The 23,643-nt window shown below is 42.9% G+C and carries 26 protein-coding genes; 5 read left to right on the forward strand and 21 right to left on the reverse strand.

Annotated features, from left to right (window positions below; translation table 11 throughout):
- Positions 1–2: 2 nt before the first annotated feature.
- The 19 genes from AB5170_RS10020 to AB5170_RS10110 all read right to left on the reverse strand — a co-directional run bounded on the left by AB5170_RS10020 (position 3) and on the right by AB5170_RS10110 (position 15,261).
- Complete coding sequence (locus AB5170_RS10020; RefSeq protein WP_368361552.1) at positions 3–1,067, reverse strand: DNA polymerase III; 1,065 nt, start codon at positions 1,065–1,067, stop codon at positions 3–5.
- A complete protein-coding gene (locus AB5170_RS10025; protein WP_021652408.1) occupies positions 1,048–1,599 on the reverse strand; it encodes a Holliday junction resolvase RecU in 552 nt (183 codons plus the stop codon). Before AB5170_RS10025 ends, AB5170_RS10020 begins: the two co-directional genes overlap by 20 nt.
- Entirely contained in the window at positions 1,586–1,867 is a 282-nt protein-coding gene (locus AB5170_RS10030; protein WP_021652407.1) for a hypothetical protein, read from the reverse strand. The genes AB5170_RS10025 and AB5170_RS10030 overlap by 14 nt, the downstream gene beginning before the upstream one ends.
- Positions 1,848–2,861, reverse strand: a complete 1,014-nt coding sequence (locus tag AB5170_RS10035) for a DUF5131 family protein (RefSeq protein WP_084449184.1) — start codon at positions 2,859–2,861, stop codon at positions 1,848–1,850. Before AB5170_RS10035 ends, AB5170_RS10030 begins: the two co-directional genes overlap by 20 nt.
- Positions 2,854–3,093 (reverse strand): hypothetical protein, encoded by a 240-nt coding sequence (locus tag AB5170_RS10040; protein ID WP_021652405.1) that lies wholly within the window; start codon positions 3,091–3,093, stop codon positions 2,854–2,856. The genes AB5170_RS10035 and AB5170_RS10040 overlap by 8 nt, the downstream gene beginning before the upstream one ends.
- A complete protein-coding gene (locus AB5170_RS10045) occupies positions 3,090–3,284 on the reverse strand; it encodes a hypothetical protein (RefSeq protein WP_021652404.1) in 195 nt (64 codons plus the stop codon). Before AB5170_RS10045 ends, AB5170_RS10040 begins: the two co-directional genes overlap by 4 nt.
- Entirely contained in the window at positions 3,284–5,449 is a 2,166-nt protein-coding gene (locus AB5170_RS10050) for a PcfJ domain-containing protein (protein WP_021652403.1), read from the reverse strand. Before AB5170_RS10050 ends, AB5170_RS10045 begins: the two co-directional genes overlap by 1 nt.
- A gap of 11 nt (positions 5,450–5,460) precedes the next feature.
- Positions 5,461–6,228 carry a Cas9 inhibitor AcrIIA9 family protein gene (locus tag AB5170_RS10055; protein WP_021652402.1) on the reverse strand — a complete coding sequence of 256 codons (768 nt, stop codon included), beginning with the start codon at positions 6,226–6,228 and terminating at the stop codon, positions 5,461–5,463.
- Positions 6,213–7,046, reverse strand: a complete 834-nt coding sequence (locus AB5170_RS10060) for an N-6 DNA methylase (RefSeq protein ID WP_021652401.1) — start codon at positions 7,044–7,046, stop codon at positions 6,213–6,215. Before AB5170_RS10060 ends, AB5170_RS10055 begins: the two co-directional genes overlap by 16 nt.
- A gap of 4 nt (positions 7,047–7,050) precedes the next feature.
- Positions 7,051–7,677 carry a replicative helicase loader/inhibitor gene (locus tag AB5170_RS10065; RefSeq protein WP_021652400.1) on the reverse strand — a complete coding sequence of 209 codons (627 nt, stop codon included), beginning with the start codon at positions 7,675–7,677 and terminating at the stop codon, positions 7,051–7,053.
- Positions 7,670–8,476: a phage replisome organizer N-terminal domain-containing protein gene (locus AB5170_RS10070; RefSeq protein WP_368361554.1), complete on the reverse strand. Its 807-nt coding sequence runs from the start codon at positions 8,474–8,476 to the stop codon at positions 7,670–7,672. The genes AB5170_RS10065 and AB5170_RS10070 overlap by 8 nt, the downstream gene beginning before the upstream one ends.
- 12 nt (positions 8,477–8,488) lie before the next feature.
- Entirely contained in the window at positions 8,489–12,322 is a 3,834-nt protein-coding gene (locus AB5170_RS10075) for an AAA family ATPase (protein ID WP_021652398.1), read from the reverse strand.
- Positions 12,319–13,446, reverse strand: coding sequence for a hypothetical protein (locus tag AB5170_RS10080; protein ID WP_021652397.1), 1,128 nt, complete (start codon positions 13,444–13,446; stop codon positions 12,319–12,321). Before AB5170_RS10080 ends, AB5170_RS10075 begins: the two co-directional genes overlap by 4 nt.
- A gap of 149 nt (positions 13,447–13,595) precedes the next feature.
- Positions 13,596–13,952, reverse strand: coding sequence for a hypothetical protein (locus AB5170_RS10085; RefSeq protein WP_021652396.1), 357 nt, complete (start codon positions 13,950–13,952; stop codon positions 13,596–13,598).
- Positions 13,949–14,116 carry a hypothetical protein gene (locus tag AB5170_RS10090; RefSeq protein ID WP_021652395.1) on the reverse strand — a complete coding sequence of 56 codons (168 nt, stop codon included), beginning with the start codon at positions 14,114–14,116 and terminating at the stop codon, positions 13,949–13,951. Before AB5170_RS10090 ends, AB5170_RS10085 begins: the two co-directional genes overlap by 4 nt.
- Before the next feature lie 9 nt (positions 14,117–14,125).
- A complete protein-coding gene (locus tag AB5170_RS10095) occupies positions 14,126–14,296 on the reverse strand; it encodes a hypothetical protein (RefSeq protein WP_156906935.1) in 171 nt (56 codons plus the stop codon).
- Between the two features lie 14 nt (positions 14,297–14,310).
- Entirely contained in the window at positions 14,311–14,532 is a 222-nt protein-coding gene (locus tag AB5170_RS10100) for a helix-turn-helix domain-containing protein (protein WP_021652393.1), read from the reverse strand.
- Between the two features lie 10 nt (positions 14,533–14,542).
- Positions 14,543–15,019 (reverse strand): helix-turn-helix domain-containing protein, encoded by a 477-nt coding sequence (locus AB5170_RS10105; RefSeq protein ID WP_021652392.1) that lies wholly within the window; start codon positions 15,017–15,019, stop codon positions 14,543–14,545.
- Positions 15,020–15,060: 41 nt separating this feature from the next.
- Entirely contained in the window at positions 15,061–15,261 is a 201-nt protein-coding gene (locus AB5170_RS10110) for a helix-turn-helix transcriptional regulator (RefSeq protein WP_021652391.1), read from the reverse strand.
- An 89-nt stretch (positions 15,262–15,350) separates the two neighbouring features.
- Here AB5170_RS10110 and AB5170_RS10115 point away from each other — a divergent pair, with 89 nt between their 5' ends.
- The 5 genes from AB5170_RS10115 (at position 15,351) to AB5170_RS10135 (ending at position 19,025) form a co-directional block, all read left to right on the forward strand.
- Positions 15,351–15,557, forward strand: coding sequence for a hypothetical protein (locus AB5170_RS10115; RefSeq protein ID WP_021652390.1), 207 nt, complete (start codon positions 15,351–15,353; stop codon positions 15,555–15,557).
- 113 nt (positions 15,558–15,670) lie between these two features.
- Positions 15,671–16,033, forward strand: coding sequence for a helix-turn-helix domain-containing protein (locus tag AB5170_RS10120; protein WP_021652389.1), 363 nt, complete (start codon positions 15,671–15,673; stop codon positions 16,031–16,033).
- Positions 16,034–16,073: 40 nt separating this feature from the next.
- Positions 16,074–17,015, forward strand: coding sequence for a hypothetical protein (locus AB5170_RS10125; protein WP_044962035.1), 942 nt, complete (start codon positions 16,074–16,076; stop codon positions 17,013–17,015).
- Between the two features lie 17 nt (positions 17,016–17,032).
- Positions 17,033–17,587, forward strand: coding sequence for a helix-turn-helix domain-containing protein (locus tag AB5170_RS10130; RefSeq protein ID WP_021652387.1), 555 nt, complete (start codon positions 17,033–17,035; stop codon positions 17,585–17,587).
- Positions 17,588–17,921: 334 nt separating this feature from the next.
- Complete coding sequence (locus tag AB5170_RS10135; RefSeq protein WP_021652385.1) at positions 17,922–19,025, forward strand: site-specific integrase; 1,104 nt, start codon at positions 17,922–17,924, stop codon at positions 19,023–19,025.
- A 136-nt stretch (positions 19,026–19,161) separates the two neighbouring features.
- Here AB5170_RS10135 and guaA read toward each other — a convergent pair whose 3' ends face one another.
- Both guaA and AB5170_RS10145 read right to left on the reverse strand, forming a co-directional pair.
- Positions 19,162–20,739: a glutamine-hydrolyzing GMP synthase gene (gene guaA / locus AB5170_RS10140; RefSeq protein ID WP_173773039.1), complete on the reverse strand. Its 1,578-nt coding sequence runs from the start codon at positions 20,737–20,739 to the stop codon at positions 19,162–19,164.
- Positions 20,740–21,413: 674 nt separating this feature from the next.
- Positions 21,414–23,480: a hypothetical protein gene (locus tag AB5170_RS10145; protein WP_270413439.1), complete on the reverse strand. Its 2,067-nt coding sequence runs from the start codon at positions 23,478–23,480 to the stop codon at positions 21,414–21,416.
- Between the last annotated feature and the right edge of the window lie 163 nt (positions 23,481–23,643).

The raw sequence follows: 23,643 nt of genomic DNA on the forward strand, positions 1-23,643 counted from the left end.
GTTTACGCCTCCCTTATCGCAACCGGAAGCACCATGGCTTTCATGTCGCTGTCCTCTGCTTCCACAATCATCGGTGTTCTTGGGCTGGTGAAGCCCAGTGCAATATTGTCACAGGTAAAAGCTTTCAGCGTTTCAAGAACCAGTTTGGAATCAAATCCCAACCGTATGGATTTGCATACGGTTTCCTGGAGCGGTACCTGTTCCTGATAATCTGCCAATTTATCCCGAATACTGATATTCAGCACATCGTCTTCTATCTGGAATACTGCCGGCTGCTTTTCCTCTGTACACATCTTTGCTCTGGTCATTGCTCCGATCAGGGCCGTGCGAGATGCACATGTATTGATTTCGCCATCAGTAAACATCTTCTGATACGGAAAATAATTTCCTGTGATCAATCTGGTATAGATGGTGTATTCGTCAGATTTGAATACTGCACTGTTTTTGGTGTATGTAAGTGTCACATCGTCGATCGCGCCCATGGAAATCAACTTCTTGGCGGTTGCCTTCGGCACGATCAGTTTCATGTCCTTTGCGCCTTCTGCTTTAACAGAATCTACTGCGACCACGTGCCCGTCCAGTGCGGCAAGGGAAACTCCGCTGTCTGTACCTTCAAAATAAATTCCGGTCATCTGTGTATTCGCACCGCCGTCAGCTGCTGCATAAATAACATGACCTATAGCCTCCATGATCTTTTTGCCATTCAATTCCACTCCATCCGCTTCCGGATCCTCTGTAATATCAAAATTGAATTCTTCCGGAGGATAACTCTGGTATTTATTTTTAATTGCTCCTATCTTGATCATAACTACATTCTTGTCAGTTGCGCTGATGTCGATTTCTCCATCTGGAAGATTTTTGATCAAGTCAAAGGCTTTCATTGGAATAATAAAATAACTGCCTTCTGAGGCCTCTAATTTGACCTTCATTGTGATCTCGGAGTTGGAGGCAATTAAATACCCGTCCTTTACCAGAATCCCGCCCAGTGCCGGAAACTGGTCATTCTTCTGCACAATACTTTTTAATTTGTCAATAACTCTGGCAATCTCATACTTCTGTACTTTCATCTTCATTCCTTTCCCGGAGGACAATACCATCGAGGTATTTCACCACTCCGTTTGAATATTTGATCCTGTAAGGTTCCAGCTCCTCCCGGTTCATGTACTTGTGTCCGTAAATCTTCTTCATGTCCCGGAACACCACCCACGGAACTCGGTAGAATTCTTTAAATTCCAGAGACACAACCAAAAAGCACATTGCTCCAAGCTTCATATACCGTTCAAAGCACGCCTGCTGTTCAGCAGTAACTACATCTCTGCCGATCTTATCCTTGTCCGTATGTTTTGCATCAAACAAGATCATGGTTGAATCCATGAGAATTCCTTTGAAATCAGGCTGAGCCTGTTTAGTGAAACAGCAGATGAACTGCCCTCTGTTCCTGTCCATTGCCTTCAGTACCTTAAATGCTTCCGGAGTTTTATCAACTGCTGCAATTCCTCTTTCTTCATAGAATCTGGATGCCGCAATTATCATTCCCTCAAAATGTTCCCCGTTAGATCTGCTCTGCAGACCTCTTATCGAACGCTTATAAGTATCCATTTTCTTCCGCTACCTTTATGAGTTTGTTTATTGTTACTGCTCCAATTCCCGGAATCTTATTCAGCTGAAGGAATGCGATAAACTCCTTTGCTCCCTCTCCGGTTTTTGGAACACTGGCTTTTCCACAATTGAAGCCCTCACTTCGTGCTTTTTCCACACGATCTTCCACATAATGCACAAGCTGTTCATCTGTCTTCTTTCTCATTTCCACAGCTTTTTTATGAATAAGGTTTTCATCAGTTGTTCTTCTACAGCTTCTCTTCGCCATCTTCAATCTCCTTTTTATTTTCCAGGTCCGGCACCGGTATATTGTGAGCAGTCAGCCATTTTGTAAAACAGGAATGGCACATATGGCCAAACGATGCCGCCTTGCCGCCCCTGACCGCTCTTGCTGTCAAGGTAACCATCTTGTTTTTATCTTCTGTCTTTCCGCACAACATACAACTGCCGCTGAGTCTTTTATTAACTTTCTCGCTTCTCTTACGAATTTGCAGTTCCTTCGGATAATCCCTGCGCATATTCTTCTCGCCAATAATCGGAACCAGACTGTCTTTCATGAATACCGGTATCCCATTGTAATCAGCTTCTACAACAATCCTCTTGATCCATTCGAACTTAGGAATCACTTTCTCTTTCCTGTGTCCTGTCTCGGCGCCGATGATGATCCAGTTCAAATATTTCAGTGCAGAAATGTTTTCGTCTATATCTTCAAGCAATGGCTCTATACTGGCGAAAGTGTTTAGCAGAGTTGGAAGCTGGTATATCCGTTCCATGTCCTCACTATTCGTCACAGTTGTTCCATACCACATATTTCCTTTTCCGGAAGGCACACCGTACTGGGTGTACCTTTTCGGATTCTTGGTAAGAAACAAGTAATTGTGCTGGGGGTGTTTTTCGCAAATACCAAAGATATCGTCTATCCAACTGTCCGGCACCCATTCGCCAAATATATCGGCCATTGCTCCAACAAACACATTCTGCCCCTGTTTCAGCTTGTCCAGTGTATCGTATCTGTATCTGTGCAATGTCGGTTCAAATCCAAATGGATATATGACAGGCTTTCCATCTTCATTCATGAACGGTTCATCCAGAACGAACAGATCTCCCTCTATTCGATATTGCCCTGTCTGGAGCATATTTCGTTTCATGTTTCCGCAAAAACGGAGTGACATCTTGTCGGCGTAGCAGTAAGAACAGCCATGCCGACAACCGGTGATTGGATTCCATGTGTGATCGCACCATTCAATACCGCTCTTATTCATTTGTCAAACTCCTTTCTGCATGTTCAAGAATTCTTTCTTCTTCCCACTTCACTTCTGAGAAGTCAATCTTCTGTCCGCACTCGCTACAGTATTTCGGTTGATAGTTCGGTCCTGCGTTTAATATATTCCGGCACCTCGGACAGTAGCATGGCTTATATTCTACGCATACAAGACCGTATCTCTTGTAAACCCTCGTCTTTACAACAGGTTTCCTGGCTATGAATTTCATCATTCCACCTTCTCTCCGTATTCGATCACATATTCGTACTGAGCTGATTTTCTGTTTTCGCCTCCGGGAACTTCTTTTCTGACAATCTGGACTGCATATCCTGCTTTTGCCAGCATGGAAACCATCTGCAATCGGTCTTCTTCGTTCCACTGAACGCTTCCTTTTCGAATACTTCTGATGCTCTGCTTCGCCATTATCCGCACTTCCTTTCCATCTTTTCTTCTCGTTCTTTCATCAGCTTCTCAAATGCAGCTACAAAAGCTTTTACCGATGCCGGCATCCCACAGTTGTGATTTCCCCTGCACTGGATCACGCGACCATTGTTATATTCCATTGTGAAATATGGTGTATCAGGTTCTTCCACTCTGCGCACAAAGAAGATGTGTGTCTGCCCTTTGGCCACTCGGTCAACGTAAGTTCCAACACAATGGTGAAGGGCAGCTCCTTCATTCTTGATTTCCTGTGTATCTCTTGGCACTCTCAATATCAATCCTTTTCCTTTTATCAAGAAAGCGTTGTCTATACCGGCATTCTCTTTGAGCATTTCCTCCAGAAGTTTTTTCATGACCTCGGCTTCCCGCTTTATCCGTTCATCTTCCCGGCGTTTCTTTTCCGCTGCCTTTTTATCCTGCAATGCTTGATATTCCGCAGCTGTCCGATCATGTACTTTCTTGAAATTCTTCGGAAAATAGAAGAACATATTGTTGAGATCATATTTCAGTTCTTTGCACCAGTTCAAATAATCAAGCCAGTCCTTAGCGCAATTCTGCAGACGTTCTTCTCTGATATCCGGTCTTTCTTTACACTGCATATAGGAATATCGCCAACATTGTCCGCTCTCTCCCACGCGATAATCAGCACCTTCGCGTTCAATATATCTGCAGATCTTATGGATGGTCGATTTCCTGTTCTCCTTCCGGATCAGCGTTGTGTTGCATCCGAAAAGTTTATAGAACCGTTCCAGTTCTTCCGCTTTTAGGTTGTAACCAGAGCTTTGCGCTTCCTGCAATAATCTCAGTTCATCAATGTTTCCATCAATAGACTGCAGTATTCGCGTGTTTTCCTTCGTAAGGCCAAGAATTTCAAATATTGTTTTTCCACTTTTTCTCAGTCCCCTAATTCCATTCCGGCTTTCATACCCAAAAGCACCATCGTGAAACTCGTTGATCAGATGTGCGGCCAGTTTATACAGCCCCATTTTTATAAACCATTCAAGCTGCGGAAACTTTCTGTATCTGTTGATTGCCTTTGCATAATGTATCTGTTCACTCGGTCTATTCTCCGCCAAAATTTCCAGTGCCGAGTATTTCATCGGAGTGTCTTTCCATGCTTCCGGCAGGTTTCCGGGATATAAGGTGCAGTATGAACTTTCTCTGTATCCTTCATCTGTGCACCACCGTACAATACCAGTCTGTTTATACTCTCTGTATTCATAACTGCTGGTGCATGGCGTTCCGTTCGGTGCAAATTTGTAAAATGTCCTTACGATCTCAAATAATCCATCATTTGTCTTTCCATCCGGCTTTACTTCTCTGTATGCTGTAAAATACCGCCACAGGAACCCCTCTTCTCTTGGATCAATAAATGAAACAATCCTCCTGTCACATATGCGTGCCGGCATCCTGCCTCTGGCTTTAATGGTGACCGGACTTCCGCAAAGGGGGCATATCCCCTTCTCGTTATTTCTTAACCGAATTTTCGTTCTGTCTACCAGTGTCACCCCATTACAATGAGTGCAATGCACCAGAGCCTCATTCTTTGATCTTGTTGAGTAAATCAGATATCTGCTGAATGACATCGCCTTATCTGATACCCAGTTTTTAAATTCATCAGGGATTTCTTTGACCGTTTCCATAAGCGCATCAATTGGATTGGTTTCTTTGGCATGTCTTTCATCAAGACGTTTTTGTTTGACCATATCCTGAAAGCGTGTCACAGCTGTCCAGTCTCTTGCATCTTTCTCTGTGCTCCATTCCTTGAAAAAGCTGCGCATACGATCAATGTCTGCATCCGTCCAGAAAAACATATTCGGCGTCCATCTGCCTGTGCTTTCTTTGTAATCCCAATGATGTTCATAAAGGCTGATATCATACATTCTGTCATAAGCTGCAGTCAGCCATTTCACTTTTTCAACGGTCAGATCTTGTGATATGTAATCATTCTTGGAAAAAAACGTTCTTAACTGAGCGTCTTTTTTTCCTTTCTTCAATTTTCTGATTGGATAGAATGTTACCATCAACAGATCTTTTTCTATATCTTTGGTCGTTACGATATGTGTGCCTGCAGCTCTTTCCGCAAATCTGACCATTTCATCAGAGGCTTCCTCCCTCGGAATCTTTGCTAATTTTCTCTTTTCCATGCGACAGCCTCCTACAGAAGATCAAACAATGACATCTGGCCAGACAGTTCGCTGCTTTTGGTACTGGTTTTTTCAGTTTTCCGCTGCTTGGAAGCAGCATCTTTTTTCACTGGCTTTTCAGAAATCTGAGGTTTATCTTTTGTTTCCTGTGATTTTTTCTCATTATCTGTGATTTTTTCGGTAGTTTTTGTTGGTGTAACCGGCTTTTTTGTTATCACAGGCTTTTTACCTTTTTCCTTTTTAACAGGTTTCGGTTTTTCATATTTGTGGTAATAATCCTCTGCCCATTCATATACAACCTGGTCTTCAACTGCAGCGGATCTGCCATTCGACTGCTTCCTGGCCTGCTCAACGATATAACTAAAGCACTTGTTCCAGGTCTTTCCCTCCTGCATCACATCTTCAGCAAGCCCCTGATCCTCTTCGCATCTTTTCATCAGGTAAGTAATGACCGGATCCGCAAAGTTCTTCTGTGTTGCCTTCTTCTTTTCTGCTTCCAGCTTTTCTCTGGCTTTCTGCTTTACCGGCTTTGCATTTTCAGCTTCTGCTGCTTCAACTTCTTCTTTTGTCGGAGCTGGAATCCCGGAAACAATATCAACAAGAGAGGCTTTTCCCATTGGAACTGTATCCTCTTCCTTTGATTCATCGTCTTCCTGGGCCTCTAATTTGCCCTCTGTCGGTTTCTCTTCCTGTTCCCCTATTGTTTCACTGTCTGCAACCGTTTCCGCCTCTAAACGGTCAGTATCAGCTTCAAGTTCCTGTTTTAACTGTTCTGACATTTGTAATCTCCTTTCTCGAAATCAAAATAAAAAGTAATCTTCCCAGGGTTGCGTTCTTCAATCGGAGTTATCCATGAACCGCACATTTCTTTAAATATCTGAATCTGCCGTCTACAGTTCCATTCTCCCCTGAAATAAAACGGTGTGTACCAGAATTCCTGTCCCGGCTTTTCAACCGGCATCAGTGGATCTCCGCACACCGGATTGGATATCGTATTTGCAACAGCCACCCAGCCTGCGCACCCAAGAAGCGAAAGCTGTATGTAACACATCTGGGCAACTACCCTGTCTATGTCATTGGCGGTGAACAAAACCCGTGTCTGATAATTTATCTTTTTTCTGTGGAATATGTTTGCCGCTGCTACAAGAGTTGCTCCTGCTCCACACGCCGGATCATTGACAGATATCCATTCCTGTTTTTCCAATGTCTGTACATTGTCATTGATTGTTATGCTTGCCATACATTCACAGACATTGTATGGTGTAAAAAACTGCCCTTTCCAGTGGTTCCCTAGCTCAAGGCTCATGTACAGTTTTCCAAGAAAGTCCTGATCCGGATTGCGTTCCAGTGCCTCAACCACAATCGCAAAGCATTTGGCCGGCTTCTCTACCCCGCCAAGGCGTTTGATGCACTCTGCATATTCTTTCTCTCTTGCAGTGTATCTCGGTTCCGTCTTATCAACCGAATTCGCCAGTGTGCAAGCCATTGCCGCCATTAGATCGGCCCACACCTGCCATGAACTCCGGCTGTAACACAGCTCTTGAAAAACTTTTATGAACTCTTTCTCCGTTCCTTGTATTTTCTCTATCTGCTCCATGCTGTCACCTCTTGAATCCGTGTTCCCGCATCAGCATATCTATATACTCTGGTGTCGCACGTTCTGGTTCTTCTGCTATCTGTTCCCGGTGCTGTTGTTCTATTGCCGCATTTTCGTGTGTGGTAAGCTGTGCAATATATTTATTTTTCGCTTCCAGAATACTCGGAGGAAGCTTTGCATCGTTCGTCTTGCGCTCGATCAGGGTTGAATATATCTTGAAGAAATGCGCTCGGACAGCATCCTGGTTCTCATCGAGGCATATCTCCCGGAAGCCAAGCCGCTTTACCGCTTCTCTGACTATCGGCGTCAGGCTTTCCAGTGCTTCTTCCTGCCTGTAATATCCATACTGGCTTATAGCCTTCTGTACTTCTCCCCAGGCTTCTCCCTGGTCTTTGAGGTGCGGAACTGTATATTCTGCACATTTCTCTCGTATCTCAGATATCTGAGGCGGATATGTATGAGTGGCAAACAGTTCCATCAATGCTGTTTCGCAAAGCTTATAGTCTAGGTCTCCCAACATGCGGTACCACATTCTGATGCTGTACTGGTCTGGCATGACATTAAATGTTGGATAGGCACTTTTGATCGAAGCTCTGACAAAATCAAATTCTTGAGGTGTCACTTCAATCACCCATCCCTTCGCGCCAGCCGGCCGTTGCCTCCATATACTGATCCGTTGACATGTTCTTTGTAGCTACAGGTGCTTGCGGTGTTCTGGATGCCGGCATTGAATTCTGTGAACGTTCTAACCAACCAGTGATAAATCTCTTGATTCCTCTAGGTGTCTTACGATTACGAGGGTGACTGTCAAGCCATGCTGCCATTGATCTAAACTCCTGTTCAACATCCAATGCCGGAAACAGTTCTCTCAGTGAATTGAGATAATTAAATGTCACATCGTAGTTTCCTGAGCCTGTAATCAGAGGAAGAGAGATGAACGTGTTCTGCTTGGAGTCTTTAAGCTCCAAGCTAATGTTTTTATTATCTTTCTCTTTATCTAACTCTATCTCTTTCTCTACGTCACCTATGCGTAACTGTTCCGTCACTTCAATGTCACATTGTGACGCTTTTTTGTCTCTTAACCGTCTCATTCTTTCAGCACTGGCACTTTCCGACCCTGTCATTTTGGAGCATTCCGACAGTGAATATTCGGTTTCGTCAATCAGCTGCATGAGGTCCTGCTGAATCAAAAACATAACCGTCACTCTTACATTTTCAACTTCTTCGTCCAGGTCCAGAGCAAGCTCGTCATAGAATGTTGCTTCTACTCCCTCGAAGTAAAGTCTTCCATCCTGTTTCATCGCCACAAGAAGCATTTTCAGGTAAATAATTGTGTAGGTGTCTCCTCCGGCAATCTTCCGAAGTTTTTTGATAGCCTTCTGACGGAAAAATCCGTCAGGAAGCTTTAACCAATAATATCTTTTCGCCATAAATTCCCCCGCTTAGTAGATTACTTTTGAACCATCATCTGTTTTAATTACTGTCACAGCCTGGCCAAATCTCGCTTTCATGGCATCGTCATGAGTTATAGCCATAATCTTCACATCAGAATATCGATCACGAATCGTCTCAAGGGCATCTACATAAGCCTGTGCACCCTCATCATCAAGGAATGGTGGTTCATCAATAAAGAGCATTCCAAGCTGTATTCCTGCCGCTGTTGCCTTGATTTCGGACAATGCAAGGATAACAGCAAGAGAAGCTTTTACCTTCTCGCCTCCGCTCTTGGAAGCATATGGAAGAGTTGTCTTGCCATATTCGTTGATCAGAACATCCAGCGTTGCCTTGTCTCCGTCCTTTCCTTTGACGGTGCGCTCCATCACAAATTCCACTCCCATCGTTCCACCAGTCATCTGGCCGAGAATATTGTTCGTAGTATCTGTGATATGAGGAATGATGTTCCTGATGATCTGGTGCGGAACTCCGTCCTGTGAAAATGCCTGTTTCAAAGCCTCGTAGCAATCAGCTTTCTCAGCTGCAACAGCAATACCTTTATTCAAAAGAGCTATTTCAGAACGCATTGCCTCAACATCTTCAACTCTCTGTGTCAGTACGCCTTTTTGAATCTGCGCTTTTTCAAGAGTTTCTTTTGTAGATTTTAATCTTCTCTCAACTTCTTCAAGAGCTTCACTGCCTTCAATATCTTTTCTTAATTCTTCCAGTTTTATTTCCGCTTCACGAAGATTGTTATGTAAAACAAGTTCGTTGGCATCTTCCTTGCTCCGTTCCTGATATAATTCAGTAAGTCTCTTATCAATATGCTGTTTTCTTTCTTCATACACCGGAAGTTCCTTTTCCTGGTCTGCAAAATGTGCTACCGAATTTCTTTTACATACAGCATCATCATGCTTAATAACGGAATCAGATAACGCAGCAACAATATCAGTTGCTTTCTGGGCCTTTATATTGAGCTCTAAGAGGATTTCTTCATACTGCCCTATCGTTTTACTGTTGGTGTTCTTTTCTGTCTCTAAACGGGCGATTTCAAGTTTCTTTTTCTCGGCATCCTTTTTCAAGTTTTCATATTTTACAAGTGCACGTGCTTTTCTTATCAAAAGTTCTAATCTTTCAGCATCATATCCGATAATACAAATTTCATCCTGTTTTTTGGATATTTCTTCGTCTCGTTTGATCCTCAATGCTGCTATTTCTTCCTCACATTTTTCCAGATGGTCTGCTTCTTCTGGTAAACTCTTTACATCATCGATTGCTTTTGCGAGAAACCTGCAGCTTGCTCTATCTATATCAGGGCAACCGGAATTCTTCATAAATTCCTCCTGCTGTCTTATCTCGGAAATTCTGTCCAAACGATATTTCCGCCTGTTCTCTGCTTCTGATATACGCTGAGAATACGTTGCTCTTATCTGTTGCAGTTCCTGCTCCGCAACAGAAGTCAAATGTCTTTTTTCCTGTAATTCCTCGCATTGCGTCCTCGCCTGAGCCAGCTCCGTCAGTTTTTCTTCCAAATTATCCGGAAGTTCTGCTTTAAGCTGTTCAATAAGATTCGCAATGTCGTTATTTCGACGCTTTGCATCGTTTATGATATTCTGGCAATTCTGGATGTCAGCATTATACCCAGCAAGATTTCTTTTTGCATTGTCATGATTAAGAACGTCTTTCTCCAGCTCTATAATCTGTTCGGACAACTGTTTATATTCGGCGGCTTTTTCTCTGACCTCATTCGCTGATTCCAATGCGGCATTACAGTTTTCTAAAATCTGCGTCTTACTTGAGATTTCATCTGAAATGGATCTGCGTCTCTTATGACAATCATCCAATTCTTCCGAAGCTTTGCGGCACTCCTGCTCTGCTTTTTCAATCTGAGCATGTTTATTCAGCAACTGTCCTTGAGTATCGCTTAAATCCTCAATATCTTTATTAAGCTGCTGAATATCTTCCTCTGCTTTCTGCAATTCAGATTCCGGATCTCCTTTGGATTTGATAAAATCCGTTTTGATTCGGACAGCTTCTTTTTTCGAAGCCAGCTCTTTTCTCTGTTCGGAGAGTTTCTTTTTTGAATCCAGTTCCATAACTCCATAGATTCCAAGCCCGAGCAGATTTCCAAGGATAGCAATACGTTCATCTTTCTTCGCCTGCAAGAATAATCCATACTGGTCCTGCATGATCAATGCGCAGCTGCGAAATGTCATGCTGTCCATACCAAGAAGCTTCTCGATTTCAGCCTGTGTGTCAATGATTCTTTCCTTGGACAGATTCATCCAGTCAGCACTTTCTTTTTGATACTGTGACAAGTTCAGTGTTGGTTTTCCAGATTTTGTTCTGGTGCGGACTACCCGGAATCGTTTCTCTCCGATGTCGAAAATAAATTCTATGGAACCGCTTCTTGCATCCTCTGTACCTCGGATCCACGCCTTACAGTCTCCCTCACGGGTTTCTTCAAACAGACAATCTACAATAGCATCCATGAAAAGGCTGCTCTTTCCTGCACCGTTTACTCCATTGATCGTGCAGAATGAAATGTCTGAAAAATCAAAGTTTTCTTCCTTGTAGTTTCTGTAATTTCTGACAGAAATGGATACCGGCTTAAACACACCGTGAATCTCTGCGGTGGTACTCTGTTTCATGGCTTCTGCTATGATTGGCTCGGCAAGCTCCACGATTTTGTCTGGATTCTTAAATGTCTTTTCCTCCAACCATTTTTTCAGATTCAACCTTGGGTCGCTTTCCTCCGAGAGAAGCCCGCGGTTCGTGATGTCAATAGTGCTTTCTGCTTCAATATCTGCCACATAGAATGCACCAAGCTCATACAGGTTCTTTTGCAGTAGTGGAATGTTGAGCGCCTTTTTCTGTTCAGATGTGCAGGAATACCGCACCCGGACTATCTTATCCGTCACATCTTCTGAAATGCCTGTTCTATGAAGATACATAGCCCCTTCACGGATATAGTCGCCAACTTCATCAGGATCCCAGGTGATAGTGCGGAACTGTCTGTATGGAGTAGTGTATCTATGTCCTTTTACCAGAGTGCCTTTCTCATTAAATTCATGAATCCAGAATCCACGATCCTGTCCTTCATCATTAAAATTCATTGCATTGATCGCTCCGGAATAGAATACATTGTCAAATCCTTCAATGATTTGCGGGCGATGGATATGACCAAGAAGCACCGCCTCATATCTTGCGGCAATTAAAGCTTCTCTTGGAATGACCGGCTCAAAGTTTGTGAAGAAGGAGGTCTGCCCTGATTCCATGTTGCAACCAGGAACCGTATAATGCGCCATGAGAATCGGTGTCTTTTCACACTCTGCTCTCAGTGCAAAAACCATATCTGAAATATATTTCGTCCATGCCAGATTTTCTTCATCTGCAGATAAACCAGGGAATTTTGCTCTGAACTCCTGTTTGTCAAATCCAGGTATGCAAGCAATGTCTGCATATTTCGTTTTGATAACAAACGGTTCCGTCACAACACATACGTTATTGACGTTCAGCAGCATTCTTTTCAGTACTCGGAACTGTCCGCTTCCATCATGGTTCGGTGTTCCTCTCATTACGATCACATAGCCTGCGAAATGCGCCAATGATGTGATGATATTGGTCGCATGAATCATTTCATCCGAATATCGTACCGGACCGATCTGCTCCTGGTGGAAGATATCACCGGAAATGCAAACAATGTCCGGTCGTTCTTTAATAGCTACATCAACCATATACTCAAGACATTTCACTGTATCCTGTGAACGGAGATTCACTCCGTCCACCACAGGACCTTTGAACTGGCCAATATGCCAATCAGCTGTATGTAATATTTTCATCTACGTCCGCCTCCTCTCTGACATTTAATGCAAAGTGGCTCTCCGAATTTATTGATTGAATATTCATAAACTCTTTCATTTATGACCTCACCGCATCTGGAACACTGGAAATCCATTGATCGGTCTGGTTCGGGTTCTGATTCTGGATCCGGCTCAGGAACAACGTCCGGCTCCTGCATCGGTGGATAATCATCTTCAGTTTCTGTATCCGAAGCGTACGCCGGATTATCCAGATCGGCAGGATCAAATGTATTGTTCTCCGTATCGAAATCAACTCTTTTGATGCCGATCTGCGGCGTTCCGAACATATTGTTTACAGAATTCATTCCCTGTGTCAGCATTGCCTGTCTGACCTGCGGATCCGAGAAATCCGGTGAAAAGATAACCGTAGGAATAGCAAAATTTCTCTGGAGTTCTGCTCTTGTATATGTCCCCTTTACGCCAAGCAATGCTCTAATGACACGAAGCTTTGCTCCAGTCATTGCTTTTTCAGCCCAGGTCTTTTTCAGAAGTGCCATGTTTACCATAACGGAACGTTCAATATATCGTTCCCGATCCTCTTTGGCAATCACAAATGCCTGGCATTTCTTTCCCCATTTATTCTTTGATTCCACCCACTGGCCTGCATAAATCTCAGCAGCTGCCTTTGCCTGTTTTTCGTCAACAATACCTTTGGCAGCTTTGTCGGAAAACTCAATGCGGTATTTATCTTCCTCGTCCTCGAGGCAGATTACTTTCTGATCTGTTTCGGTTCTGGCTGTTCCATCGGCTTTCCGCATGGCACCCTGTGCCTGCGCCCGGTATGTGACCCGGTCGATACGCTCGCCATATGTTTCCTTTGGATTGAACTGGATTCCGGCCGCCATTGCCATCTTATTCAATAATGGCTTTGACAGGGAGTACACATCTTCCCAGATGTCTTTTCCTCTCTCATCCTGCTTACCTGTCTTAACTGAACCAACCTTGAAAATATCTCCGCTGTTCTCACCCAGATCGACTGGAACCTCTTCTACATGGAATTTGTAGAATGGATTGAGCTGCACGTCCGTTGCTGTAGGAACCAGCAGATTGTAATTTTTGTATGCCGTGATAACTTCCGGCAAGCTTCCTAAAACATCTTTCATCTACTTGATAACCTCCTATTTTTGTGATAAAATGACGATGACTTTAAAAACAAAGGGTCGATAACCTGTTTTTAAAAGTTCTGACTGGTCTTGGATAGGATCGTGGGTGCCGTCTACACTCCGCTTTCCCCTTATTATCCAAGACCTTTTTAATGTTCATCACCTCCTATAAACCAATTCAGAAACCCAAACAGTGCGATGCCGAATATTCCAACAAAAACTATTTCTGAGCCAATTTCATAGCTTCCTCTTTCAAGATAAAGCTTATTTGAAAGCATATTGTAAAGAATCGTGCTTGCCAGGACTGGAAGTGCATACTTCAAAGCTCTTGCAATAAAAAGGATTCTCTTTCTCACTTTCTCTTTCTTTTTGCGGATGTAGTATTTCTCATATTCTGCCTCATTGAATTCTCGCACCACGGACAGATATACCCTTGTTTTGGAATCTTCTGTGATATACTTATATTCCATGTCTTTGTACATATCCGGCACCTTGCATACATTCATTTCCTTGCCTCCTTGTCAATGAGAATCAATTCCTTTGCGATAACACTCTGCAATGCCATTCTGTCCATTTCGTGCCAGCTGATCGGCACCGGGCTGTTGTCCATTGCATTCAGGATCCGCTCTGCGGCCTGATGATATTTTTCAAGATCTTTTGCTGTCAGCATCTTTCCCTCCTATACTGCCAGGCGAAGCTGGCCACTTTTTTCTTCTTTCATCATCTTTTCAACAAATGCAGTTGCTTTTTCTTTTCTTTCCATTTCGATCAGGCGTTCTTCATGGCAACTGCACTGTTCTCCCGGATCCAGATACGCTCCGCAATCCGGGCAGATTCTATAAAAAGCCATCGTATCCACTCCTTTCATTCAATCATGTATAATTTGTTAAATGCCTTTTTGGGGATTTTCCCTGACGGATATCCCTTGGCAAGCTGTCCATCAGCTATCAGGTCCGATCTAAGAGAACGTATCATGCGATATGCCGTATCCCTGCTCACACCCATCATTTCTCTGACCTCAGCGGCTGTATAGTAAGAACGTTCCGCAGATGTAAGCTTTTTGATTACACCGTTTGCATTTTCCATACCAAGCACCTCATTCCAGATTTCTCTCAATCCAATTTTTCAGATTTTGTGTGATCTCATTTACTTCATCTAATGTCTGAATGATTTTTTTCAGTTCCGGTTTTTCCTCTTCTGAGATAATTCCGTCTGCCGTAATATCAAGAAGTGATTCCTTTGCCTCGTTTATCTTCTTTAAAGAAGAAAGCATTCTCAAGCTGATTCTATCCAGTCCTGCATTCTCAATCTTCGGCATGTTCTTTCCAAGCGGGCACATCTCCCGGCAATAATTTCCTTTCAATTCCGGTGCCTTATAGCAGTCAGCCATCAAAAGGACCTCTTCCTGATATGGTATTGTGCTCCCAAGTTCGATTCTGGCTAACCTTGTACGGTCGATTCCTATTTCTTCCGCAGCACCTTCTCTGCTGCTCAGACGTTCATTTGACTTTGCCGCCTCATATCGTGCCTGGCAAAACATATTAGCCGCTGCTTTCGTAGCAAATTTCGACATTTTTCTCTCCTTCTATAAGCTGTATAATCAAGTTATGGTAATTAAATTGTGTACTCTGTATCGATATCCAGAGCCTTGCTGATTTTTTCAGCAAGTGCAGGTGCATACATTCTTCCATTTATGGTGGTTGTCACATAGTTCCTGCACATCCCAACTTCACCGCATAATTCCGTGACAGACATATCTCTGTCAATTAGGGTTTTCTTTACTTCTTTGCACCATGGAGACAGTTTTCGCTTCAAAATATCACCTCCGTTTTCAACAAATGTTTATTACATTTGTTGTTTACATTTGTTTGCGATTGCATTAAAATAATCAGAAAGGAGTTATCATGGATAATTGGATTGATAATCTCAGAAGAATTGGACTTAAACGTTATGGTGACGAAAACCGCCGGATTCTTTCTGAATTATTAAGAAACGGTATTCCTGCCGGAAACACTGTTATGTCGGAAGCATCTGCTGAGGCTCTTATCATTGCTGTGGCGGCCATGATTGAAGAAAACAATAAAGCATTGCTCTCCGATTTATCGATGTAACTCTCTCTTTTTTTGTTTTGCATTAAACATTTGTTTATTACATTTTTAATATTAATCCCAATTTGTGAATTTGTCAACTATGTTTTTCACATTTTGGGATTTTGGAGAATTGTATGATCACTCAGCGTATTTTATCACTGCTTGAAGAAAAGTCTTTGACAGCCACTGATTTATGTCGGGCTATCGGAATAAACACAAGCACTATGACCAACTGGAAGAACCGAGGAACTGATCCGCCCGCAAAAATGATAATCCCAATTTGTGAATTTTTAGGTGTGTCTAGCGACTATTTACTTACGGGCAAAGAAAGAAACTCAAAGCAGAACATTCTCTCTGAGGACTCCGAATGGTTAGCATTGATTCACCAACTTCCGCATGATGCGCAGTTGGAATTTCGAGGTGAATTAAAGGGGTACATAAAATGTTTAAAACGGCAGGAAGAAGATACTGTCGAGCCTCTTAAGAAAGCAAAATAATAAGCTTCGAGTGGTACCGAAGCAAAAGGGGGGAATGACTATGAAAAAGAAAATGATTGCACTTACCTGCTCATTGATTTTTGCCAATACTATCCCTGTATTCGCAGCATCCGATTATGGCATTAATATCGATCAAAAATACGTTTCCGGAGATGCTTCCCAATTATCCGATGCAATTTCCGAGTCGTTGAATGATATGGGTGTTAAAAAAGTTTCCTCTTACGATTTAGAGAAAAAAGAAGATTCTCAAACAGTTGCACAAGTAATTTTATCAGCAGATGGCGTAGCCATGGAGGCGGTCTGCTACTATACAAAAGACAATACTTGGAGTTGCTCTTCTATAACGAATATCCACAGTAGTAGTGATGATCTGATTTATTATTGGGTCAATCCGATTTCCGCTGATGCAACCGCATTTGAAATTAAAGACTACAAAACAGGGGAATATAAGCCAGAAGGAGCTGCCAAAGAACTACTTTCACAATATGAGAATCAGGAAAAATGGTTTTCACTGGAAGATTTTAAATTATATGATAAAAATGATGCTCCTATTGAGATACCTGATTCAGAAGATTATATAATGGCCTCTGCTTATCCTGATAGCAAAACATTTCGTGGTATAAGAATCGGTGATACAATTTCGAATTTATTTTCAGCGTATGATTCCAAATATTTTTCAGTACAGGTGGGCTATGACGACGCCACTGCTACCGATACTCAAAAGAAACTGGTTGAGATGTACAATGCCCAGATTGAAGCTGCTGATCCAGAGGATATCGAAAGTACTATTTCTTCTATTGACAGCAGTGCAGTATCCGTAGTCATACTATTTGAAGGTGCTGAATTTTGCGGAAAAATAATTCCAAAGCCAGAACTGAATTCAGACAAGTGGGTTTCATATAAGGTATCGGAAGATATAGGTTTCATAATTGATAACGATAAGATTTCTGATATTGTAATCCAACGCGGTGACAGATATTAATAAGAGGAATAGTTTTTATGACAATTGGTGAACGAATAAAAGAATTGCGGGCTGAGGCTGATCTGCGTCAGTCCGAACTTGGAAAAGCAATAGGTTTTTCTGGCCAAGTAGTATCGAATGTCGAAAGAGGTTACTCTTTTCCGTCAACAGAATTTGTTAATCGCAGTGCTGCATGCTTCGGTGTGCCAGCAGATTACATTCTTGGCCGGACTACTTCAAGATATGCTGTTGCGGATCCGAAAGAAGTTTCCGCAGTGCAGGCAAGAATAAAAGCCCGTTTGGCTCAGTTGCAGATGAGCCTTCCGGATCTGATCAAAAATTCAACGCTGACAGAGGAAGCCTGCTGCGACATTCTGGCCGGAAAGACTATTCCGGGAATAGATGCCACTGCAAGCCTGTCAAAAGCCCTCGACACCTCTATGGATTACCTTGTGGGTAATTCTGAATACAGCTGTGCCATTGCTTCAGAAGACGAACAGGACATTATCCTGCGGTACCGTCAGTTATCCAAGAAGGGAAAGCGTATCTTTTTGGGAATGATGGAGAACATGGAAGAAGAAAAAACAGAATAGTATATTTAACTGGGGAACCGTTGGGGTGTTATGTCAGCCGCCGGACACTTTGGTGAAAGGAGGCTGGTGCTGATGGTTACATATGGTGATTTATTTACTTTTGTAATTATGCTTTGTGCAGTTGTAACTCTTGTTATCAATTTAATGCATAAAAAATAGCGCCCTCGTCCTGGTAAGATAAGGCGCTATTTTTAGCTATTGTTTTATCCGGCGGTCAGGTGTACGCTGACCAACGGTTCTCTTGTTAAGTACATTATATCTATATTCAACATTTTTGTCAAACATTTGTTGATTACATTTGTTTGACACATTTGTTTAATAATGGAGGATTCAGATGCCGGCTTATAAGTATTTTACCAAAGATGGAAAGACAAAATGGTATGCCAACTTCTACTATGATGATTGGCTTGGCAAGCGTCAGCATAAATGCAAAAGGGGTTTTTCTACCAAAAAAGAGGCTATAGAATGGGAACGTGACTTTCTGGCGCAGGGAGCCAAGGATCCAGATATCCTGTTTTCTGCTCTGATCAAGAATTATATGTCAGACTGCAGCTCCCGGCTGAAACTGACCACTTTGGAAAACAAGCAGTATCTGATAGACATGAAACTGCTGCCATTCTTTAAAGATATGAAGATCGGTGACATTACTCCGATCGTGATCCATCGGTGGCAAGATGCCATGATTAATTACAGGGACGATAAGGGAAATCCTTATTCTCAGACGTATCTGAAGACCATCAATAACCAGATGTCTGCTATCATGAATTATGCTGTCAAATACTATAAGCTCCGGAGCAATCCATGCCTTGCAGCTGGTGCGATCGGGAAAAGCAGTGCAGATGAAATGAACATCTGGACCAGAGAGCAATTTGATTACTTTCTGACGTTTGAAAAGAAAAGCGCATACAGGATGGCATTCAGCCTCATGTTCTATGGCGGGCTTCGATCTGCAGAGGTTCTGGCCATTACTCCGGCGGATATCCTGCCGGACTGCTCTATATCAATTAGCAAGAACTTTGTGGTTATAAAAGGCGAGCAATACTTCCAGACACCCAAAACCGAAAAGAGCAAACGTGTCGTGAACATTCCGCAATCTCTGTATAAAGAGCTTCAGGATTATGTTGCCAGCATGGCTATAGAACCAGATGAGCGTATCTTCTATTTTCAGAAATCCGGTATGCGGTCAGAATTTAAACGTGCAACTGCCAGATCTGGTCTTCCAGAAATCAGGATCCACGATCTTCGGCACTCCCATGCAAGTATGCTGATCGATATGAAATTTTCCATCAAGGAGATTTCGGACCGGCTTGGACATGAATCACCGGAGACAACCTGGAAAGTTTATGCTCATTTGTATCCGGGAAAAGACAGGAAGCTTGCTGACGCTCTCAATGAAGTAAGAGCCACAAATGATAATGCAGAAGATAAAAACATATGAAACGTACAGTATCATATAATAACAAAAAATCCCCAAAAATAAGACACTTTCTCCCCATTAACATCACCGTAGCATCACGGACAAAAATAAAATCCCGGAAACCCTTGTAAATAAAGGATTTCTGGGATTTTGCTCATTATTCAAACTCAATCGTTCCCGGTGGCTTACTGGTCAGATCGTAGAATACGCGGTTAACTCCCTTAACTTCATTAATAACACGATTCATAACCCTGTTCAGTACTTCATACGGAATCTCTGCGGACTCTGCTGTCATAAAGTCAATCGTCTTCACTGCTCGCAGTGCCACTGCATAATCGTATGTTCTGAAATCGCCCATAACGCCTACGCTTCGCATATTGGTAAGAGCTGCAAAGTACTGGTTCGGTATCCAGGATGGTTCTTTGCCATTCTCAACTTTATAAGCTTCTGCTGCCTTATCAATTTCTTCACGGTAAATGAAATCAGCATCCTGCACAATGCGAACTTTCTCTTCAGTAACTTCGCCGATAATACGGATTCCAAGTCCCGGTCCCGGAAATGGCTGACGGAATACCAGCTTCTCTGGAATTCCAAGCTCCAGTCCTGCTTTGCGGACTTCATCTTTGAAGAGGTCACGAAGCGGCTCAATAATCTCCTTGAAGTCTACGAAATCAGGAAGTCCGCCTACATTGTGATGAGACTTGATCACTGCAGACTCTCCGCCAAGACCACTCTCTACCACATCTGGATAGATGGTTCCCTGTGCAAGAAAATCAACAGCACCGATCTTCTTAGCCTCTTCTTCAAAGATACGAATAAATTCCTCACCAATGATCTTACGCTTCGCTTCCGGCTCAGTAACTCCCGCAAGTTTATCATAATATCTCTGCTGTGCATTCACACGGATAAAATTCAGGTCAAACTGTCCATTAGGACCAAATACACCCTCAACCTCATCGCCCTCGTCTTTACGAAGAAGGCCATGATCTACAAACACACATGTCAGCTGCTTGCCAATAGCTCTGGAAAGAAGTCCTGCTGCTACAGAAGAATCAACACCGCCAGACAGTGCCAGAAGGACTTTGCCGTCGCCCACTTTCTCACGGATTTCTTTAATTGTATGCTCAACAAATGCATCCATCTTCCAGTCTCCGGCACATTCGCATACACCAAGTACGAAATTGGATAACATCTTCTTTCCTTCTACTGTATGGAGAACTTCCGGATGAAACTGGATCGCATACAGTTTCTTCTCCGCATTCTCGGCTGTAGCCACTGGACAGTCTGCTGTATGTGCAGAAATCTCAAATCCTGGTGCTGCTTGGGAGATATAGTCTGTATGGCTCATCCAGACAATTGTTTTCTCTGATACTCCTTCAAAAATTCTAGAATCTTTTTTGTCAACCAGCAACTCTGTTTTGCCGTATTCACTTACATCTGCTTTCTCAACTTTACCGCCGAGAACATGCATCATAAGCTGTGCACCGTAGCAAAGCCCAAGCACCGGAATACCAAGTTCGAATAATTCTTTCTGGTAAGTCGGTGAATCAGCTTCGTAACAACTGTTCGGTCCACCGGTAAGAATGATTCCCTTTGGATTCATGGCTTTGATCTTCTCAAGATCGGTCTTGTAAGAATAGATTTCACAATATACATTACATTCTCTGACACGTCTTGCAACCAGCTGATTGTACTGACCACCAAAATCAATTACAATAACTAATTCTTTCTTCAAGGTTTTCCTCCTGTTTTTCCCTATAAATTCTCATTGGAATCGTTACTGTTCACACTGGAAAATCTCCGGTAAACAATAACCTTGAATCTTCTTTCCATTATAAATGAGTATTACAACTTTTACAACGACTAATTTTCTTAGCTGAATAAAATTTTCAATATATCGTAGATAGATTTTATCACCATGAAATTAAGTTTGAATGCACAGCTTTTTCATACTGTATATTCCTATGCCGGTCACTTCAGGTGCGTTCCAGTTTATAAGTTCTTTAGATTTTCCTCATATATTTTTCAATTTGTTCTCACAGATTGATCACAAATTCCGCGTATATTAATAAACAAATAAAGCGAAAGCTTTTTTACATAGATTATAAATATACTTTTTCTTTTTCATACTTGCCGGGCCAAAAGGTCCGGCCCTCCTTCTTTTTAGCAGAATTTTCGGAAGTTGCTTACGTCGGAGAATTCGAATTTGATTATAAATTTAACATAAAAAATCCCGGTCTTTAGAAAAGAACTGTCTTGATATTTCTTTTCTGACCGGGATTTTTATAATTCAGGTTCACTCTTCTTTTAACGAAAAAACACTGAGCCACAATAAAGTGTAGCCCAGTGTTTTTTCTTATAACTCATCAAGCCCATAATCTTCAAATTGGAGAGTTTCTTTATCCAATTTTAAAGCTGATCCGGTTTCTCAACTGTATAAACACTCTGATCCTGGATTGCCGTTGCTCCAGACATATCTGCTGTGTCGCTGTAGGAACCAGTTGTAATGGTGTACTCGCTGTCGCCCTGTACATACACAGTTCCGTCTGTACCCTGAATTGTTACAGTTTTTCCATTACTATCTACAATTGTTCCCTCATTTTCCAGAGATGAGACAGTACTGTCGCCAGTTACAGTCCAGGTGGAATCTGCGCTTACATAAACGTTGCAGTATCCCTCTCCGCCTTCGCCTGCATAACTCTCATCATCTACAACTGCACCTGTCAAGCTGCTGCCATCTGTGAGATAAAAATCCAGATCACTGATAGAATCCCAGATCACATTTCCTTGCATATCCTGACTAATACCGGTAAAGTGGCAGTCAGCTCCGTTTGCCCCGGCCTGTCCCCAGCCTCTCTGGTTGGTGTTGCCTGTGCACTGCAGGAAAAATTCATTGTCATCGTTATAGTTAATATCCACGTTATTTAAAGTAATCGTACTCTCTGTATTAGTTGTATAAAACACACCGCCGTTCTCAGAAGTCAGGCTGCCACCATCCATCTGGAAGGTACTGTTACCAACCTCAGAATCACCAGACATGCTCTGGTAAAGGATTACAGTCCAGGTATTGTCGTTCTGATCCAGATCACTCATATTTCCAGTGAGATCACAGTCATAAAGATGAATAGAATTCAGACCTTCAATGCAAACTGCCTCAGAACCATTTGCTGTAAGGCTGGCATTGCTTACTGCAATGTCTGCTGTACTGTAAATAGCAGGAGAACCAACACCGTTGGAAACATAATTTCCACCATCGATCACCATTGTTCCGCCGCCTCTGTCACTTCGGATTGCAGCAGAAGACTCACCGTTTGTCTCTACATCCAAGTCCCATCCGTAAAGAGTCCCACCGCCAGCTACATGAACACCGCCAGAAGTATCCTGAGTCGTTTTCACAGTTGTACCAGAAGCATATACTGTTCCATCACCATATGCAAAAAGCCCTGCACCACCTGCTGCATCTGTAGTCACGCTGCCATCTTTCACATAAGCAGTACCATCTGTTGCCAGAACAGCAGCTCCTACACCATAGAAGCTGGAATTATCTCCGCCCTGGCTGTCTGCAGAAGTTCTTGTAATGGTATCATTATCAAGTGTTACGTTTGCTCCGGAAGAAATCAATGCTGCATTCTCGTCAGTTCCTGTTGACTCAATTGTCTCATTTGATATAGTTGTATCTTCTATATACTCATTTACCGCAGTATAACTGTCCACACCCTGAGACTGTCCACCAGGGCCTCCCTGTCCTGGAGCGCCTTGTTCATCACCGCCAGACTGACCCTGACCATCCATTTCCATGGACATTACAGTAATGGAAGCAGCATTTCCATCCTCATCTAAAGTGATAGAAACGATATCGCCCTCCTGAATGTCAGAAAGTGAAATCTCCTCAGCCTCTGCGGACTGTCCGTTACCGTCTGGTTTTTCCGGCTCTTCTCCGTCCTGGCTATCTGTATTCTCACTTTCCTGGTTATCGTCAGCTGCGTCCTGACTGTCACTTGCTCCATCAGAAGAATCAGAATTCTGTCCATCACCTTCCGGCTTCTCTGACGCACCGCCATTCTGTCCATCTCCGCCAGGCTGCATACCGCTTGCCTGCTTTGTGATCACTGTATCCGCAGTAATTGTAATCGTCTGCTCCTCGCCAGTCAGATCCAACATAGAAGGCGCCTCACCACCCTGGCCATTTCCATCCGGTGCTCCACCATTCTGGCCATCTCCACCAGGCTGACCCATCTCTTTCATAGTCCCAACCGCAATGGTAATCTCCGAATCAGAAACCGACTTAACCTCACCAAGTACCACATTCTCCTGACTCTCATCACCATTCTCATCCGAAGCAGCCGCCTCACCACTTTCATCATTCGCCGCATCCGCAGCCGTCTCCGTCTTACTATCCTCCGCATAAACCATAGCCGGAACAGAAGTTGTTGCTACCATAATTCCCATTAAAACAGCTAAATATCTACGTTTCATACCCATTCATTTCCTTTCTGTATTCATTCAACCCTTCCGAAATCCTCATTCTCTCCATCCGGATCATTTTGTTTTGTGTTCCTTATGGCTAATAATATACAGACCAAATGTGTGCAATTAATGGGAAAACTGTGTTCATTCCATGGTCAACCTGGTAAGAAAC

Source organism: Ruminococcus sp. RTP21484sp1_RTP21281st1_A8_RTP21281_210402, from assembly GCF_040914025.1.
In the GTDB taxonomy this organism is placed as follows: Bacteria; Bacillota; Clostridia; order Lachnospirales; family Lachnospiraceae; genus Blautia_A; species Blautia_A faecis.